General features: G+C 35.6%; 11 protein-coding genes. 8 read left to right on the top strand and 3 right to left on the bottom strand.

From position 1 onward, the window contains the following. Positions 1–57: 57 nt before the first annotated feature. A complete protein-coding gene (gene folE / locus H602_RS0111805) occupies positions 58–729 on the bottom strand; it encodes a GTP cyclohydrolase I FolE (protein ID WP_026978182.1) in 672 nt (223 codons plus the stop codon). Positions 730–888: 159 nt separating this feature from the next. Between folE and H602_RS18805 the strand changes: the two genes are divergently transcribed. Beyond that, a complete protein-coding gene (locus H602_RS18805) occupies positions 889–5,880 on the top strand; it encodes a T9SS type B sorting domain-containing protein (RefSeq protein WP_169516035.1) in 4,992 nt (1,663 codons plus the stop codon). Between the two features lie 300 nt (positions 5,881–6,180). Here H602_RS18805 and H602_RS0111795 read toward each other — a convergent pair whose 3' ends face one another. Next, positions 6,181–7,377 (bottom strand): pyridoxal phosphate-dependent aminotransferase, encoded by a 1,197-nt coding sequence (locus tag H602_RS0111795; protein WP_026978181.1) that lies wholly within the window; start codon positions 7,375–7,377, stop codon positions 6,181–6,183. 116 nt (positions 7,378–7,493) lie between these two features. Here H602_RS0111795 and H602_RS0111790 point away from each other — a divergent pair, with 116 nt between their 5' ends. From H602_RS0111790 to H602_RS0111760, 7 genes are all read left to right on the top strand, one after another. After that, complete coding sequence (locus H602_RS0111790; RefSeq protein WP_026978180.1) at positions 7,494–8,816, top strand: PDZ domain-containing protein; 1,323 nt, start codon at positions 7,494–7,496, stop codon at positions 8,814–8,816. An 83-nt stretch (positions 8,817–8,899) separates the two neighbouring features. Next, positions 8,900–10,078: an AIR synthase related protein gene (locus tag H602_RS0111785; protein WP_026978179.1), complete on the top strand. Its 1,179-nt coding sequence runs from the start codon at positions 8,900–8,902 to the stop codon at positions 10,076–10,078. Positions 10,079–10,098: 20 nt separating this feature from the next. Beyond that, the gene (locus H602_RS0111780; RefSeq protein ID WP_026978178.1) at positions 10,099–10,461 is read left to right on the top strand and encodes a hypothetical protein; all 363 of its coding nucleotides are present in this window, start codon (positions 10,099–10,101) and stop codon (positions 10,459–10,461) included. A gap of 144 nt (positions 10,462–10,605) precedes the next feature. Beyond that, a complete protein-coding gene (locus tag H602_RS0111775; protein ID WP_026978177.1) occupies positions 10,606–11,043 on the top strand; it encodes a hypothetical protein in 438 nt (145 codons plus the stop codon). A gap of 1,500 nt (positions 11,044–12,543) precedes the next feature. Further along, positions 12,544–14,031 carry a fibrobacter succinogenes major paralogous domain-containing protein gene (locus H602_RS0111770; RefSeq protein ID WP_026978176.1) on the top strand — a complete coding sequence of 496 codons (1,488 nt, stop codon included), beginning with the start codon at positions 12,544–12,546 and terminating at the stop codon, positions 14,029–14,031. 706 nt (positions 14,032–14,737) lie between these two features. Continuing rightward, positions 14,738–15,031: a hypothetical protein gene (locus H602_RS19410; protein WP_051224444.1), complete on the top strand. Its 294-nt coding sequence runs from the start codon at positions 14,738–14,740 to the stop codon at positions 15,029–15,031. A 541-nt stretch (positions 15,032–15,572) separates the two neighbouring features. After that, complete coding sequence (locus tag H602_RS0111760; protein WP_026978175.1) at positions 15,573–16,892, top strand: thioredoxin-like domain-containing protein; 1,320 nt, start codon at positions 15,573–15,575, stop codon at positions 16,890–16,892. Between the two features lie 75 nt (positions 16,893–16,967). On the opposite strand, the gene H602_RS0111755 is transcribed toward H602_RS0111760, so the two are convergent. Next, the gene (locus tag H602_RS0111755) at positions 16,968–17,978 is read right to left on the bottom strand and encodes a peptidylprolyl isomerase (RefSeq protein WP_026978174.1); all 1,011 of its coding nucleotides are present in this window, start codon (positions 17,976–17,978) and stop codon (positions 16,968–16,970) included. Between the last annotated feature and the right edge of the window lie 20 nt (positions 17,979–17,998).

Below are 17,998 nucleotides of genomic sequence, written 5' to 3'. Positions count from 1 at the left end.
GGACGCATCCATAAAAAGGATATCACTTCCATCAGGGCTAGGGGTTCCGTCTTGAAATTAAAATTTTGTATCCATCTGAATGTAGTCCAAAAACTCACGTTTCGTAGCGGCTTCCTTAAATTTCCCTCCAAATTCTGAAGTAACGGTGCTGCTTTCAATATCGCGAATTCCTCTTGAGTTTACACAAAGGTGTTTAGCATCAATTACACAAGCCACATCTTCTGTGTTTAATGCTTTTTGTAATTCTTGCACAATTTGCATCGTCAAACGTTCTTGAACTTGCGGACGTTTTGCAAAATAATCCACAATACGGTTCATTTTAGAAAGTCCAATCACTCTTCCGCTCGAAATATAAGCAATATGAGCTCTACCTATAATAGGTAGCAAATGATGTTCACACGTAGAATAAACAGTAATGTTTTTTTCTACTAGCATTTCGCCATATTTGTAATTGTTTTCAAATGTTGATGCCTTTGGTTTTTTCGTAGGATTTAACCCGCCAAAAATTTCATTGACAAACATTTTTGCAACACGGTTTGGAGTTCCTTTGATGCTATCATCCGTAAGGTCCATTCCTAAAGTGTGTAAGATTTTCTCTACTTCACCTTTTATAGATTCAATTTTTTGTTCATCGGTTAGATCAAAAGCGTCAGATCTAACAGGGTTTTCAGCACTAGTTGCAATATGATTGTTGCCAATTTCATCATGCAAATCGTTATTATTTATCATGTAATGTATTTTGTATTTGCGAACTATAAAAATAAAGCCACAAAGGTAAATAATAATATCTTAAGAAATTCTAAAGGTGTTAAATTTTAAAATTAAAGATGATTATCCTAATTATATGTTATTTTTTTGTAAATTTCGGCACCTAAATTAATGATTAAGATGAAAAATAATTACTTTACACTGTTTTTTGCGCTGTTTGTCAGTTTTTGGTCGTACGCTCAAGAGGCGCCCATTGCTGAAGTTGAAATTTTAACGCCAATTTCAGTTTGTAATCCGGGAGACTGTACTACTTTAAATGCAGATTATTTTAAAATTAAACCGACCAACAACTATACAGTAGAATCCATAAATTATCAGAATCTATTTTCATATACGGGAGGTCAGGTTTTAAACGCAAGTGGTGATGATAATTTTTCTAGTGCATTTGATTTGCCTTTTAAATTTTGTTTTTACGGACAGACTTATGATAAAGTAATTGTAGGTACAAATGGGTTCATTAGTTTTAATGCTTCTTTAGCGAGTCAACCTACTGGTTATGTTTTTAATAATACTATTCCTAGCGCAAGTACTCCAGAAAAATTTAAGAATGCGATTTATGGTGTATATCAAGATACAAATATAGGTAGTCCACCAGTTCAAAATGCATCCATTCAGAACGTAAATTACTATGCAGGCGGTGTAGCTCCAAACAGATTTTTTGTTGCTAATTTTAATAGACTTCCGCAGTTTAGCTGTGGCGGAACTTTAGGTAGCAGTTATGAGACAGACTCAGGTTTGCAAACTACTCAAATTGTAATCTATGAAACTACTAATATTATTGATGTTTATGTTTATAAAAGAATTCCTTGTAATGGCTGGCAAGCGGGTCGTGGAACCATCGGTATACAAAATGCAACTGGTTCTGCAGGAATAGCACCTCCAGCAAGAAATACGGGAAACTGGTCTGTTCTTGGAACAGCAGCAAGTCCATCTGAAGCTTGGCGTTTTATTCCTTCAAGTGCAGATCCAACTCCTCCATTAGTGCAAGTAAATTGGTACGATGAAGATGATAATTTAATTGGTACTGGAGATTCAGTAATTGTTTGTCCTTTGGTAAGTCAGACCTATACGGCTGTTGCAACATATTCCCGTTGTGGTTTAAGTGATACCGTGATTGTTCAAGATACTTTCTTTCTAGAAATTGCACCTCCATTGCCTGTACTTAGTCCACTAGATATTAGTGCTTGTACTACGGATCCAATAGATATCGGTCAGACGGATTATATTTTATCCACCGTCGATCCTTTTGAGTATGAAGTTTATTATTTCCTTGATGAAGCAGCAGCACTTGGTGGATTTATTTCACAAGCGCTTACACCTGCTCAAGTTGCTGCATATACTGCACCTGGAGCTGATCCTGTAACGATTTATACGTATATCGTAAATACATTTGGTGACTCATGTGCAAACGTAAGGTCTTTTGTGGTTCAAATTGGAAATCCATCAGGAACATTCTCTTATCCGCCAGATACAGATGCTACACCTTTAACATATTGTTTTAATTCAAATAGTGCATTAGCTCCAGTTTTGGTTGATTTAACTGGGGGAGGAACGTATACTGTTATACCTGTTGACCCAACAGATGTACTTACAATAAATCCTACTACAGGTGTTTTAGATTTAACAGGTGCATCTGCTGGAGACTATGAAATTAAATATACCATTCCAGCAGGACCGGCACCTGATGGATGTCCAGAATATATTACTTCTACTACTATAACTATTGAATCTTGTATTGCTGCAACAGTAGATAATTCAGGACCTGTATGTGTAGGTACAGCATTCTTCGACTTAGAAGCAATTTATACTGAAGTAGTAGGTTCAACTACCACATATGAGTGGACTGATAATGCCGGTGCGGTAATTTCTACAGATCAAGATCCAATAGATGTACCTGTTCCAGCGGCAGCGGGAGATTACACTTATTCGTTAGTAATAACACAAAATGGTACGCCATCTGAAGCATTTACTACAGTGCTAACGGTACATCCACTACCTACTGGAGCTTTTGTTTCTGTGTCTAGTACAATCTGTACCAATGCAGGAATTACTTTAGTATTCTCAGGAACGCCTGGAGCTACAATCAATTTTACCGATGGGACAAGTCCATTCCAAGTAACGCTTGACGGAACAGGAAATGGTGAGTACATCATTCCTTCTCTAGCTACTGATACTACATTCACGTTGACCAATGTAACGGGAACAACAGTGCCAGCTTGTTCAACCGCTTTAACCGGATCGATATTAATTTCGGTAGGATTGCCAACTGCAACAATAGTCGGATTTACGCAAGCAGTAATTTGTTCAGGAACAGAAACTGGTTTAGAGATTCAAGGAACACCTGGATCAACAGTGACGTATACAAAAGATGGTGTAGTGCAACCAACGGTACTTATAGGTGCAGCTGGTACAGCTACGATTTTAACAGGAGTACAAACAGTTACTGCAACAACTACATTTACATATGAGTTGACAAATGTAGTAAGCAACAGTACGCCTCCATGTTCAGATGCAATTACAGGACAAACAGCAAATCTAACGGTTAATGCTTTGCCAACGGCAACATTTACGGCAACAACAGCATCAGTTTGCGAAGGAACAGCGGCGATTTTGAATTTCATAGGAACGCCAAATGCAACGGTAACCTATAGCAATGGAACCACTGAATTTACAGTAGTGTTAAATGCAACAGGAACTGCAACAGTAACAACAGATTTTCTTTCTGTAGATACGACCTTTGCTTTAATTAAAATTGAAGTAACCAATACAGTTCTTTGTTCAAACACTTTATCTGGAACAGTTCCTATTACAATTGACAAAAATCCAGCAATCACAGTACAACCGATTGGAGTTACAAAATGTGTTGGAGAATCCGTAACATTTACGGTAGCGGCAACAGGAGCTAATTTAACGTATCAGTGGTTTTTTAATGGAGTTTCAATAGCAGGAGCAACAAATGCTTCATATACAATTGCAACTTTAGCTACAGCAAATGATGGGGATTATACCGTTGAAGTATCAGGGACTTGTGGAACAAAAGTTGTTTCTGATCCAGCAGTTTTAGTTATGACAGAAGAAACAATAATTACTGTTCCACCCGTGGTTTCTCAAACAGTATGTGAAGGAGATTTAGTTACCATCAGTGTTACTGCAACAGGAACTAACTTGACATACCAATGGTTTAAAGGAGCTACAGCAGTTGCAGGAGCAACAAGTTCAACTTTAACCATTGCAACTGCAACACCAGCAAATGCAGGAATTTACACTTGTGTAATTACAAATCCATGTCAAGTAGTAACAACTACCACATCAGAATTGATTGTAAATACTTTACCAGCAATTGTTACCCAACCTGTAGGAAGTACTATTTGTGAAGGAACGGGAATCAATTTAAGTGTTACAACTACAGGAACAGGATTAACGTACCAGTGGTTTTTAAACGGAATAGCAATTCCAGCAGCAACAACGTCAACGTATGCAGATGCATCCGTGAGTTTAGCTGAAGCAGGAAACTATACCGTAGTAGTGAGCGGTTCTTGTAACCCAGCAGTTACTTCATCGGCAGCTGCTATAGTAGTGAACCAACCGGCAACAATAACGATACAGCCCGTTCCTAATACGACAGTTTGTTCAGGAACGCCAGTAATGTTAAGTATCGTTACTAGTGGTGGAACAGGAGTAACATACCAATGGTTTCAAGGAGCAACAGCAATCCCTGGAGCAACGGCATCGACTTATACGATTGGGTCATCAATAGTAGCAGATTCAGGAAACTATACGTGTCAAGTAACTGTAGCGACTTGCGGAACGATTACTTCAGATGTTGCAGTAGTTGTGGTAAACCAAGCGCCAGCGATTACAAATCAACCACAGGATAAAGAAATTTGTGTAGGACAAACAGCTACTTTTAATGTAGTGGCAACAGGAACTAATTTGACCTACCAATGGTTCAAAGGAACCACAGCAATTGCAGGAGCAACGGCAAGTACCTACAGTATTGCAAACGCAACGGAAGCAGACAGCGGTGATTTTTATTGCGTCATTACAAGTGCATCTTGTCCAGATATTCAAACTACGACAGTAACCTTATTGGTTAAACCGCTACCTTTTGCAACCATCGCAGCTGGAAATCCATCCACTATTTGTGCAGGAGAGAGTACACAAGTTCTTTTTACAGGAACAGCTGGAGCGGTAGTAATTTATACTATAAACGGTGGAAGTCAAGAAACTATTACATTAAATGGAGCAGGAAATACCATCTTGCCTACTGGAATTTTAAATAAAACAACGGTTTACACATTAGTGAGTGTAACTTATACAGGAGCAGACGCATGTTCACAAGCGTTGGTAGGTTCAGTAACCATCAATGTAAATCCATTACCAAAAGTAGCGTTGGAAGACGGTAAAATTTGTGTGGATCCAATAACATTGGCAACAACAAGAAACTACTTGTTAAACACAGGATTAAACGAAGCAGAATTCACCTTTGAGTGGTCTGATGTTAGCGGAATCATACCTTTGGCAACAAACAGTTTCTACGATGTAAGTGTCGCAGGTCAATACAGTGTAACTATTACAAATATCATCACAGGATGTCAAGCTACAGCCTTTGCCACCGTGGGTGAATCCTCACCTCCAACAGATTTTGATTATACGGTAAGTGGTTTCTTTGCAAACAATCCAACGGTTGTTATTACCGCATCACCAGCAGGAAATTACGAGTATCAATTGGATTTCGGCCCTTTCCAAGAAAGCAATATTTTTGACAACATTTCAGCAGGAACACACACAATTACAGTTCGTGATCCAGAAGCTTGTGACGTGTTGACCAAACAAGTACTGATTGTAGATTACCCACGTTACTTTACACCAAATGGCGATGGAATAAATGATACATGGACTATTTCAACTATTGATGGAATATCAATTAATAAAATTACAATCTTTGATAGATTTGGAAGATTATTGAAAGAAATGACTGCATCGGGATTAGGTTGGGACGGTGTTTACAACGGTCAGCCGCTTCCTGCAACGGATTACTGGTTTACCATTAATTATGTAGAAGATGGAATTTCAAAAGAATATAGAGCACACTTCTCATTAAAAAGATAATTGATGAGACAACAAATAAAAAAGGATGTAACGTGAGTTACATCCTTTTTTTATGCTTTGAAAGAGCGATTTACTTTGATTATTTTTATCGCTATTCCGATGACCTGTTGAAATACCTAGAGTAGAATAATTTGTTGTCTTATTGAATGATAAGAAGCGTGATAAGGTACAGCGTTTTGATAAATATTCGAAAATTAGAGTTCCATAAACAAAGGTAATGCTCAATTTGAATTTGGATCTCAAACAAAAAAAAGGTTTTACTTTCGTAAAACCTATTCAATTGATATAATATAGAAACGATTATCGGGCGTTATAAACTGAAATCGCGTCTTTCAAAATCGCTACACTGCGAATTAAATCTTCCTTCTTTAAAACATATGCAATTCGAACTTCATCAAGGCCAATTCCTGGTGTGGAATAAAAACCTGCAGCAGGTGCAACCATTACTGTTTCGCCGTTTAAATCGTACGACTCCAACATCCATTGCGCAAAAGTATCTGCATTGTCAATTGGTAATTTTGCAATGCAATAGAAAGCTCCGTTTGGATTACCTACTTGAACTCCTTCAATTTTATTTAATTCAGAAACCAAAATATCGCGGCGTTCTTTGTACTCGCCAATCACTTCATCAAAATAACTTTGTGGAGTGTCTAATGCAGCTTCACTCGCAATTTGTGCAAAAGTAGGCGGACTCAATCTTGCTTGTGCAAATTTCATCGCAGCTCCCATTACGTCTGCATTTTTGGAAACGATACATCCAATTCTAGCACCACACATACTGTAACGCTTGGAAACCGAATCAATCATAACCGCATGCTGCTCTAAACCAGGAACGTTCAATACCGAATGATGCTCTTCAGATTCATCGTAAATAAATTCGCGGTATACTTCATCAGCAATAAGAAACAAATCGTGCTTCTTAACAACTTCAGCAAGTTTTAAAATATCTTCGTGAGAATATAATTTTCCTGTTGGATTTCCAGGATTACAAATCAAAATAGCTTTGGTTCTCGGAGTAATTAATTTCTCAAATTCTTCGATCTTTGGCAACTCAAAATTGTTTTCGATCGTAGTAGTTACAGGAACAACAATGGCACCGGATGCTACTGCAAATCCATTATAATTTGCATAAAATGGCTCTGGAATGATAATTTCATCACCTGCATCCATTGTACTTCCAATAGCAAACATCAAAGCTTCTGATCCTCCTGTTGTAATAATGATATCTTTAACATCTACAGGTAAACCGTGTGTTTTGTAGTAAGCTGAAAGTTTTGTTCTGTAACTTTCAAAACCAGCAGAATGGCTGTATTCCAATACGGTAATATCAGCATCTTTTACCGCCTGCATTGCTGCTTCTGGCGTTTTAATATCCGGTTGACCAATATTTAAATGGTATACTTTATGACCCTTTTTTTTAGCAATTTCAGAATACGGAACCAATTTTCTAATTGGCGATTCCGGCATCTGTAAACCCTTGTTTGAAATTTTTGGCATGATTATAAAATTAGTTGTGCAAAAGTGCAAATTATTTTCTACTTAAGCCAATTCTTTAACGGGTTAAAGGCGTGATTTAACAGATTATTTTTTAAATTTAAACAAACAATTTTCGCATGAGAATTATTCTGACTTTTTGCTTGCTATTTGGTGCTTTTCTAGACAGCATTGCTCAAGAGCGCGTCCAATTTTCGACTTCAAAAAGCAGTGTTAAACTTCACTTTAAATTGGTTAATAATCTAATAATTCTCCCCATTAATGTCAACGGAGTACCGCTTAATTTTCTCGTAGATACAGGTGTGGAAGAAACCATCTTATTTAGTTTAGACGAAAAAAAGGAAATCCCGCTGTATAATGTAGAAAAAATAATGCTCAAAGGTTTAGGTTCACAAGAGGCAGTGGAAGGTTTGAAATCCTTCAAAAACACGCTTTCTGTAAAAGGCGTGGAATTTCTAAACCAGGAAATTATAATCGTCTTAGATGAGAATCTAAATTTTTCGTCGTCTTTGGGTATTGAAGTGAATGGCATTATAGGATATCATTTTTTTAACGAAACAATCGTAAAAGTAGATTACGACCGTAGAATCATGCGTTTGTATAATCCTGAATTGTACGACAAAAGTAAAGTGACCAGAAAACATACCGCCTTTGACTTTACATTAGAAAAAGCGAAACCTTATCTAAAACTGAATGTTACAATGGGTACTCGTAATATTGAAGCCAAATGTCTCATAGATTCAGGAAATAGTGATGGACTGTGGCTTTTTGCAAATCTTGAAAAAGGAATCGAAATTCCTCTTAAGCATTTTGACGATTACTTAGGGAGGGGTTTTAGTGGAGGTATTTATGGAAAGAAAGCGAAAGTTGAAAAAATGACATTGGGAACGTATGAATTTAATGATGTCATTACCGCATTTCCTGATTCCATTTCGTTGGTCAATGTAAGAATGGTGCCAAACCGGCTCGGTTCCATTGGCGGTGAAATCCTTAGAAGATTCAACGTGATTTTTGATTATCAAAACAAGCAACTTTTCTTAAAAGAAAATAAGTTTTATGATGAAAAGTTCCGTTATAATTCGGCTGGAATTAGCATTCATCATACGGGAGTTCAATGGTACAAGGAAGAACTTCCGGTAAAACAATTTGAAGTAAATCAGGAAAGTCATTACGAAAAAGAAAAAGGTGCAGCTTTACAATACAACTTTAAACTGCTTCCGATTTACGAAATCCTAAACGTTCGAGAAAATTCAGCTGCAGAAAAAGCGGGATTGCAGGTAGGAGACGTTGTCATTAAAATCAATGGCAATCGAGTGTACCGCATGAGTTTGGATAAGATGAACGACTTGCTAAAAGTAGATCACGGTCAAGATATTAAAATCGTGATTTCGCGTAAAGGTCAAGAACTAACGTATGAGTTTAAAATTGTAGCCCTTTTATAAAATAACTTTTTGTGTGGCACGTTTCTACTTGTTCAACTTTTTTTTTATAGCTACATTTGCCAAACAACTACACAACACAATTTATGAGTTCTGACAACAGTAAAAGGTATGCACTTCGAGGTGTTTCTGCATCAAAAGAAGACGTTCACAACGCAATAAAAAACATCGACAAGGGTTTATTTCCACAAGCATTTTGTAAAATTGTTCCTGATTATTTAACCAATGACGACACCTATTGTCTGATCATGCATGCGGATGGAGCCGGAACAAAATCTGCTTTGGCTTACATGTATTGGAAAGAAACAGGTGATATATCCGTTTGGAAAGGTATTGCACAAGACGCGTTGATTATGAATATTGACGACTTGATTTGCGTTGGTGCAACCGATAATATTATGCTTTCGTCTACGATTGGAAGAAATAAAAATCTGATTCCTGGTGAAGTTTTATCCGCAATTATAAATGGTACAGAAGAATTAATTGAAGAGTTGAAATCTTTTGGAGTCAACATTCATTCCACAGGTGGCGAAACTGCTGACGTGGGCGATGTAGTACGAACCATTATTGTAGATTCTACGGTAACGGCTCGAATGAAACGCGAGGATGTAATTGACAATGCCAATATTCAAGCAGGAGATGTTATTGTGGGATTGGCTTCATTTGGCCAAGCCAATTATGAAAAAAGTTATAATGGCGGAATGGGAAGCAACGGTTTGACTTCTGCCCGACACGATGTTTTTGACCATTATTTGGCTACAAAATATCCAGAAAGTTTTGACGCAGCAGTTCCTAAAGAATTGGTTTATTCTGGTAAGGTCAAATTGACGGATGCTGTAGAAAATTCGCCGATAGATGCGGGAAAATTAGTGCTTTCGCCAACACGAACATATGCTCCAATCATCAAGAAAATTTTAAGCCAGTTTTCAAGTAAAGAAATTCATGGTATGGTGCATTGCAGCGGTGGAGCACAAACCAAGGTGTTGCACTTTGTAGAAAATGTACATGTGATAAAAGACAATTTATTTCCAATTCCTCCTTTATTCAAATTAATTCAAGAGCAATCTAAGACAGATTGGAAGGAAATGTACCAAGTTTTCAATTGTGGACATAGAATGGAGCTTTATGTGCCTGAAAATGTGGCGCAGGAAATTATCTCTATTTCGCAATCATTTGGTGTGGAGGCACAAATTGTAGGTAGAGTAGAAGCTTCTGAATCTAAAAAACTTACCATTACAAGTGAGTTTGGAACATTTGATTATTAATAAATTATAAAGATACAGGTATGTACGAATTGCTTTTTTGGAGATATGAAGAGGGCGTTTACTTGAACCATCATTTGGTTTATGAAGCCATCGAGGACAATGAGCCAGTGGACGGTTTGGAGATTTTACCTGTTGACGTGATTGTAAACCGAATCAATTCTGTGTTTTCCAAATGGGAACGTGTGGATCAAAATAGTTGGAAAAACAGTGATGGACCAGGTGCTTTTCATGTAAAGACAACGCCGAATTCTGTAAAAATTGATTGCTACGGAACCGTGGGAACCACAATGGATAAATTGGTAGATGTTATGGAAGAATACAAGTGTCCACTGTACGATCCACAAATTCCAGCCCGTTACGATGAGATGAATGAAATGGAGTAATGAGTACTAAATTATACGCTAATTGAATAATTTTGCAAACTAAAAAAGATGTAGTATAAAGCCATTTGTCCTCTGCACTTTGGTAGCCTTGCGGTAAAATTTTTAAGAGACGCTCACGCTTTTATTGATAATAAAAAACGAATAATGAAAATAAATTTAAAAAACGGAATTGATAAATTACTTTTTGGAATGCTTCAAAAAGATGTAGTTGCTATTTACGGAAAACCAACCAAATCCTATAAGGACGAAGATGATAATGTAATTTTGCTTTACAATGCGCAAAAAATGCGTTTGACTTTTTATGCAGATGAAGGTTTGAAATTAGGGTATATTGTAAGTTCTAATGATAATTTGATTCTCGAGGATCAGAAAATCATTGGAAAAACGATGGATACAATCAAGAAAGATTTAATTCCAAAAGGTTTAAAAACTTGGGATGAGGAATCTTTTGATACGTATGAGAATTACTTTAATGAAGATTATTGGATGATTGTGCAAACTGAATTTGGCTTTGCCGTAAAAGTAGAATTAGGTGCGATTATCAAGAATGACGAATTTGAATGGAAATTTAAAGCGAAATAAGAAAAATTAATAGTTGTCTTATTTATGAGTAACTCGTTAAAATTTGAAATAAAAAAAGCTCGATATTTTTGAATGTCGGGCTTTTTTATTGGAGTTTTATTAAGGCTAAGTGCAAGTGAAGTAGGTTTATTTTATGCAACAATTTAAAAAGGTTAAACACTAATCTCGAATTTTCTTCTTCTTTTTTTTAGCTAGATTTACTATTCCAATATTTTCATCTGCCATTTTACTTGACTCATGTATTTAAAATTTTACAAGTACAATCTACTCAAATCAGTAAATAAATTGTTGATTTTACTTGTTTTTATTTTAGTTCTATTTCTAACATTGCAACTTCACAGAGCACAAAGTTTGACAGTTATTTAAGAAAGCAATAGTAGGAACTTCAGGCAATGATGTAGTGCTTAAAGTTGCAGGTTGTGATAATTTTGCACATCTAAAATTGGATGGTAATGATCCGCTACCTAATAATATGATGTGATAAAAAACTTACCGAAATATAAGGTAATTATTACATTAAATAATGTACAATTGAAAAGTGCAGGATACAAAGGAAAAGTAAAATATCAATAAGATAGTTGTTCCCTTTGATGAGTATAAATTAAGTTAATCAGTCTTTAGACGAACTAAAATCATTACAGCAGTTATATATTTGAAAGTATTTTAAAATAAATTTACATTATTTGATAAGAGGGACTAATATTAAGAATTTTTAAATCCGATACATTTGTCATCTAAGTAACATGAAGAATACCTAAATACTGTAGTAAATAAAAAGAGGACAGTTACGAGACATATCTCTCTTGAACTAAACGAGTCTTTACTTTAGAAATTATCTAAATTTGAAATGAAGCCAATGTTGTTAAACAATACTTAAATCTCATCCTTGTGTAATAGCTTGAATACTAGCGGTACATATATTCTTTGACTGTTGCATAATACAATGGTAAAATTTTAGTTCGTATATATTTTATTTTCGTGTTTATACATTCTAATTAAATAAAAAACCTACCCTATTCACAGTCTATAATTGTTCAATTAGCGGGCAGATTTATGTGAATTTCCTTATTACATTAAAATTTCGATTGAGTGCAGAACATTTACGAATGTCACTAATTTATAATTGTTTGAAGGATAAATTAATAGTATCGATGGTACTTAAAATATTTAAGTACAAGTCCTTTGCATACCTTCTGCTGTTGATTTTTATTCATTTCCTCTTTTAATGAGGGCTTTTTTTAAATAAATCATCTACAATTCTATCAAAAAGGACATAATAATTCAACTAGTTTTATTGAGTAGTCGATTTTAAACGTCTGTACATAACTAAATTGTGATTTTTTGAGGTTTTTTTACAGTATTTTGTTATATTAAATTTTCTTATTTAGATAAAAGACTTACTTTTGCGGCCTTATTTTTTTCACGTACTATATTTATCTAAGAACGTAAACTAAGTATATTCTGTCAAAATTTTTATAAAATAAATCTATTTATATAACAATGAAAAAACTATTATTTAGTATAGCGCTTTTAACTATAAGTACAACCATTACTGCACAAATGGGTATCAACACAACTACGCCAGAAGGTGCTTTAGACATTGTGTCTAGTACTAGCGGCCTTATAGTTCCTCGTTTAGCTAACGTTGATGTCGTTACTGCACCTGTAAATGGGATGATCGTGTATGATATTTTCAACAAATGCATCCGTGCGTATGAAGATGGAGCATGGTCTGAATGCCTTAATGGTAGAGCTGCAGTGCGAGTACCAGCAACAACATTACCTTTGCCAAATAACATTAAACTTGGATCGGTTAGTGACAATTATATAGCTTCTGTTTATGATGTAGATTATAACCCTTATACCACTCCAACTGGACCGGCTACATTTGACACAGGAATTGCTGCGGATGGAGCAAATGAGGCTGCAGTAATAGATGTACAAGGAACTTTAACTACTACTGGTCTAAGTATCAAGATACCGTACAGGGTTACAGGTGGTTCAGTGAGTTTACCATCATTTAGTCAAACTATAAATGTACCTGCTTCTTCTACGCAAGATGGAATTGCAAGAGTTGTAACTTTTTCTTACCCTGAAGGTTCTTATGCTGTAGGAAGTGGTACTGTTATAGCTAATATGAAGTCAGTTGGAGGAAATTTAAACATTAAGAAATTAGATATTCAAAGTGGTATTGGTAACGATAACTTAGGTGTTTTACTCGCAAATTTTACGTATGCTACCGATAGTGAGGGAGGCACAGCGCGATTTGCCTTGCGTGCCATTGCGGGTATTCCAGATCGGAATTTTGCAGATGCAAAACATAATTTCTTATATCTTCCTATAACAGGAGAAGACGGGAAAACATGGTTAAACCATAATTTGGGTGCAGCATATACAAAAGTAGGTGGTCCAAACTTTAACCCAGCAACAAAAGCTACTGCTTCTAATGATTATAAAGCTTATGGCTCCTTATACCAGTGGGGTAGATATTCTGATGGGCACGAATTGAGAGATTATGCCAATGGATCTGCGTCAACAGTTTCTGAGGTTGTATATTATGTTTCTCCAACTTCTACAGTAGCACCGCCAAATGATGTGAAAAATTTAGCAAATTCGCAAAATTGGTACAGTGCTACAGCACCAGGTGCGGTAGCAGCAGATAGTTTATGGCAAGGTGAATTAGGTATAAACAACCCATGCCCTAATGGCTTTAGATTGCCAACGGAGGCTGAGATAATTACTTTAATAAATACTGGTTATACAGATTACACCAATGCATCTTCAAGAGCGTTAGGCTTAACAGCTCCGGGCTATCGTAACTCTGGCCAGAATTATGCATCAGCTCAAGGTTCGTTTGGTTACTACTGGAGTTCTACCTCAGTTGGTGGTGTAAATAAAAGTACTATGTTTTTCGGGACCAATGCCAACTTTAAAATAAATAGTTCTAGCATTCCTCTTGGCCTTTCTGTTCGATGTATTAAAGATTGATACTTTGATTAGATAAGTGGCTTGATTAACTTTAAAATTTGAGCTAGCGGTTCACTAATGCAACTTTTGGATAGTCACAAACTACAGAAATATTCTTTATTATAAAAAAACACATACACATTTTTCATTTTGAAAAGTGCGTATGTGTTTTTTTCTTTTAATAGACTTAAAGGTTTTCTTTTCGGCATCTATTCTACAAATGATATTATTTTTGAGTATAATCTCTATGAATAATTGGGAATTGCATTTTTTACATACCCTCAATCCGTTTTACATCTATTTAAGTACTTAGGTGTAATTGTCTATAAATTTTCAAAAAGCTGGAGCCACTATTCGCTAATTTCTGTTGTTCAAAAACGATTCTCTTATATGTGGTAAACGGGTTTTAATATACTTGATAATTTTAACAGTTACAAACAGATAATTAAGTTCATTTTCTTAATAACATGTTATTTACTTGATTGATTTTATTTCTTTATTAGCCTTTTAAAACCAAACACTTATGCCATTTTTAAATCAAGAAAGCCGTCCCTTTACCGACGCTGAAAAAACTACCATCAAAGGTACAGTAAACACATTAATAACAGCACTAAAGCCTAACCTAGCAAACCTTTCTGCAGAATAATGTCAGAGATTTGGAAGTGTAAATGAGCAAAATAAGCTCATTATAAACAAAGTAAAAGATTATGAAGACAGCCAGCCCGCTTTGAGTACTCCAGATGTAGACTGGGAGGAATTTGCTGCCGACTATCAAACACGGTCTTTATTACAAGCCAACATCGAGCAGCTAGTGGAGCTGGTACGGGGTATGGAAAATGCCAAAATACTCGACGACTGGCATAACTACCAAGCTGCACTTGTAGGTTATTATACGCAATATAAAAATAGTTCGGATGCTAGCGGCTATGCTACCAAGGAGCTAGAGCTTAAACAGTTTTTTAGTCGTACAAGCACTAAAAGCCCCAACGATAAGGAGGAAGACCACAACGATGACGTCTAAACTATAAGTGATGGGGTCTATAAGCCCAACCGATTACTAGGATAACCTCAAATTTAGGGTACTTAACCCCAAATTTGGGGTTATTTGCGTTAAATTAGGGGTTGTGCCACGTCAATTTTAGGGTATATAACCCCAAGCAAGAGGCTAATAATGCCAATTGTGGAATTTAGGACGTCAAATTTGGGATTTCGCAAGTAGTTTTGCTTTGTTGTACTGTAGAAGTTAGTTTTAAACGATGTATTTTTCAAAGAATAAAAGGGCTGTTTTAAGCGGATAATAATCTAAGTTTTGTTTGTAGGTGTTTTTTGTATTTAAATTTGAAGCAAATAATTAGTTTTTTTACTACTATATTAGGCTGTCTAAATTAAGTAATCAGATAACTTTTAATTGAAGATTAGCATTGAATTATATAAATTTGCAACAGTTTTTTACCTGCATTTATGCATTTTTAAATTCTACACAAACAGATTTAAAATGATAACCTTAGAGACGCACACATCTTGTTTGCCAATATACAATCTACTTTTTTTAAATATTAAAAATGAAACAATTACTCTTTCTTTTCCTCCTTATCGGAAACACTCTTATTGCCCAAAGCATTTTTACCATTCAAGGGCATTTTCCAGACTTTCCAAACAGTAACTATGAATTGAGAGGCTATAACGGTATGCAAACTACGATTTTAAGCACCGCTCAAAGTAAGGAAGACGGCAAGTTTACCTTAACATATCCAGAAAGCTATGTGGGTGTTGCACAATTATACATGAATGGAGCGTATCAAAATATGTTTTTATTAAATAAAGAAAATATAAATCTTTTTTGGGAAGACTTAACCAATAGAGATGGAATGCAATTGACCAATAGTAAAGAGTATGATGCCTTTATTGCAGGGATGAAGACCTTTCAGGAATCGGAAGCTAAACTGGCCGGATGGAATTACTTACTTCCTTTATACGAAAAGGATAGTATCCAACAAAAAAGTATAGCTAAGGAGTTACAACTTGTTGCTGAAATGTATCCTACTTATGTAAAATCACTACCCGAAAACATTTGGGTAAGACAGTACCTACTTGCAAAAGGATTAATTGAGCAAATGCCTACTACTGTAAAAACTTATAACTGGCGGTCTGCGATGCATGTGCAAGAATTTATGGGAGTTGATTTTAAAATGTTAAAGCATGCTGGTTTGTATAAAGATTTAATTGAAGGATATACCTACTTGGTAGAACGTTTTCCTTTAGAGGAAATAGAGCCGTTACTCAATCAAGCGATTGATAAAGTGGTTTTAGAACTAAAAGACGAACCCGTTATGCTACAAGAGATAACGCAACATTGGTTTACGTTTTTAGAAAGCCATAGTTTGGTTAAAAACGCCGAATACTTAGCCCTAAAAATGCTGAACCAGGAAAACTGCATGCTCAACGAAAAAAGCACCGATCTCTTTGAGCAATACCGCAAAATGGCTGTAGGAAAAACAGCTCCGGATATTGTTTTGGACGGAAAATCAACTTTAAAGAAACTAAAAAACAAATACAAGTTGGTTGCTTTTGGAGCAAGTTGGTGTCCCAATTGCAAAACGGATTACCCAAAACTTGTAGAAAGTTACAAGGAATTAAAAGAAGGTACTAATTTAGAAATCATTTATATTTCTGTAGATTCGGATAAAAAAGAGTTTGCTGCATTTTATAAAGACGCTCCTTTTATCACGTTCTGCGATGGAAAAGGTTGGGAAAGTACAGCTGCAAAAGAGTATCATGTGTTTGCCACTCCCACTTATATTCTATTGGATAAAGACTTGAAAATTTTGTCTAAAATAGTAAGTGTTGAACATTTAAAAAGTTTTTTAAAAACACGTAAATAGCATATTTCTTCAAATTAAAAAATCCCTAAAAAGTAAATTACTCTTTAGGGATTTTTATGCAGTATCGCTTTTATTCTAATTATTTATTTTCAGCAATTCCACTTCAAAAATCAAATCGCTTTTTGCAGGAATTACGCCTCCCATAGCTCTTTCGCCATATGCTAGATGATAAGGAATGTAGAATTTATACTTAGATCCTTCCGGCATTAACTTTAAACCTTCTGTCCATCCAGGAATAACTTGACTTAAGTTGAAATCAATTGGTTCGCCGCGTTTGATACTGCTGTCAAATTCAGTTCCATTAACAAGCGTTCCTGCATAATGTACTTTTACGTTACTTGTAGCCACTGGTTTTGGACCTGTTCCTTGTTTAATTACAATGTATTTTAATCCGCTTGCGGTCGTACCTCCGCCTTCAAATTCCTTTAAAACGGCTGCATTTATTGCTTCACGCTCTTTAGCTTCTTTTGCCGAAGCAAGTTTGCCGGCTGCAATTGCTGTATTAAATACTTTAACTGCGTCAAACTTTTTTGCCTCAGCACCAACTTTAACGATGGTAACTTTAGTCATTACATCATTTTGTACAATATTATTAACCACGTCCATACCTGCAGTTACTTTACCAAAAACGGTATGTTTTCCGTCCAAGTGTGGCGTAGCCTTATGGGTAATAAAAAACTGACTACCATTGGTATTCGGACCTGAATTGGCCATAGAAAGAACTCCAGCAGATTCGTGCTTTAAATCAGTAATTTCATCTTTAAATTTATATCCAGGATCACCAGAACCCGTTCCAAGTGGATCTCCACCTTGAATCATAAAATCATTAATAACACGATGGAATTTTAAACCGTCATAGAACTTTTTGCCTTTATAAGCAGCTGTTACATCAGGATTAGTTCCTTCTGCTAAGGTTATAAAACTTGCAACTGTTAAAGGTGTTTTTTTGTAATTCAAATCAATTACGATCTTACCTTTCGTAGTTTCTATTTCAGCAAAAATCCCTTCCGCAACGGGAGCTTTTTTCTGTGCAAAAGTTGCAACGGAAGCAAAAAGCATGACTGCAACTAAATATTTTATTTTCATCTTTTTCGTTTATTTACAAA

Origin of the sequence: Flavobacterium tegetincola DSM 22377, from assembly GCF_000425485.1 — a bacterium.
Lineage (GTDB): Bacteria > Bacteroidota > Bacteroidia > Flavobacteriales > Flavobacteriaceae > Flavobacterium > Flavobacterium tegetincola.
Note: the sequence above shows the minus strand (reverse complement) of the source record. Positions and strands in the feature narration are given on the sequence as shown.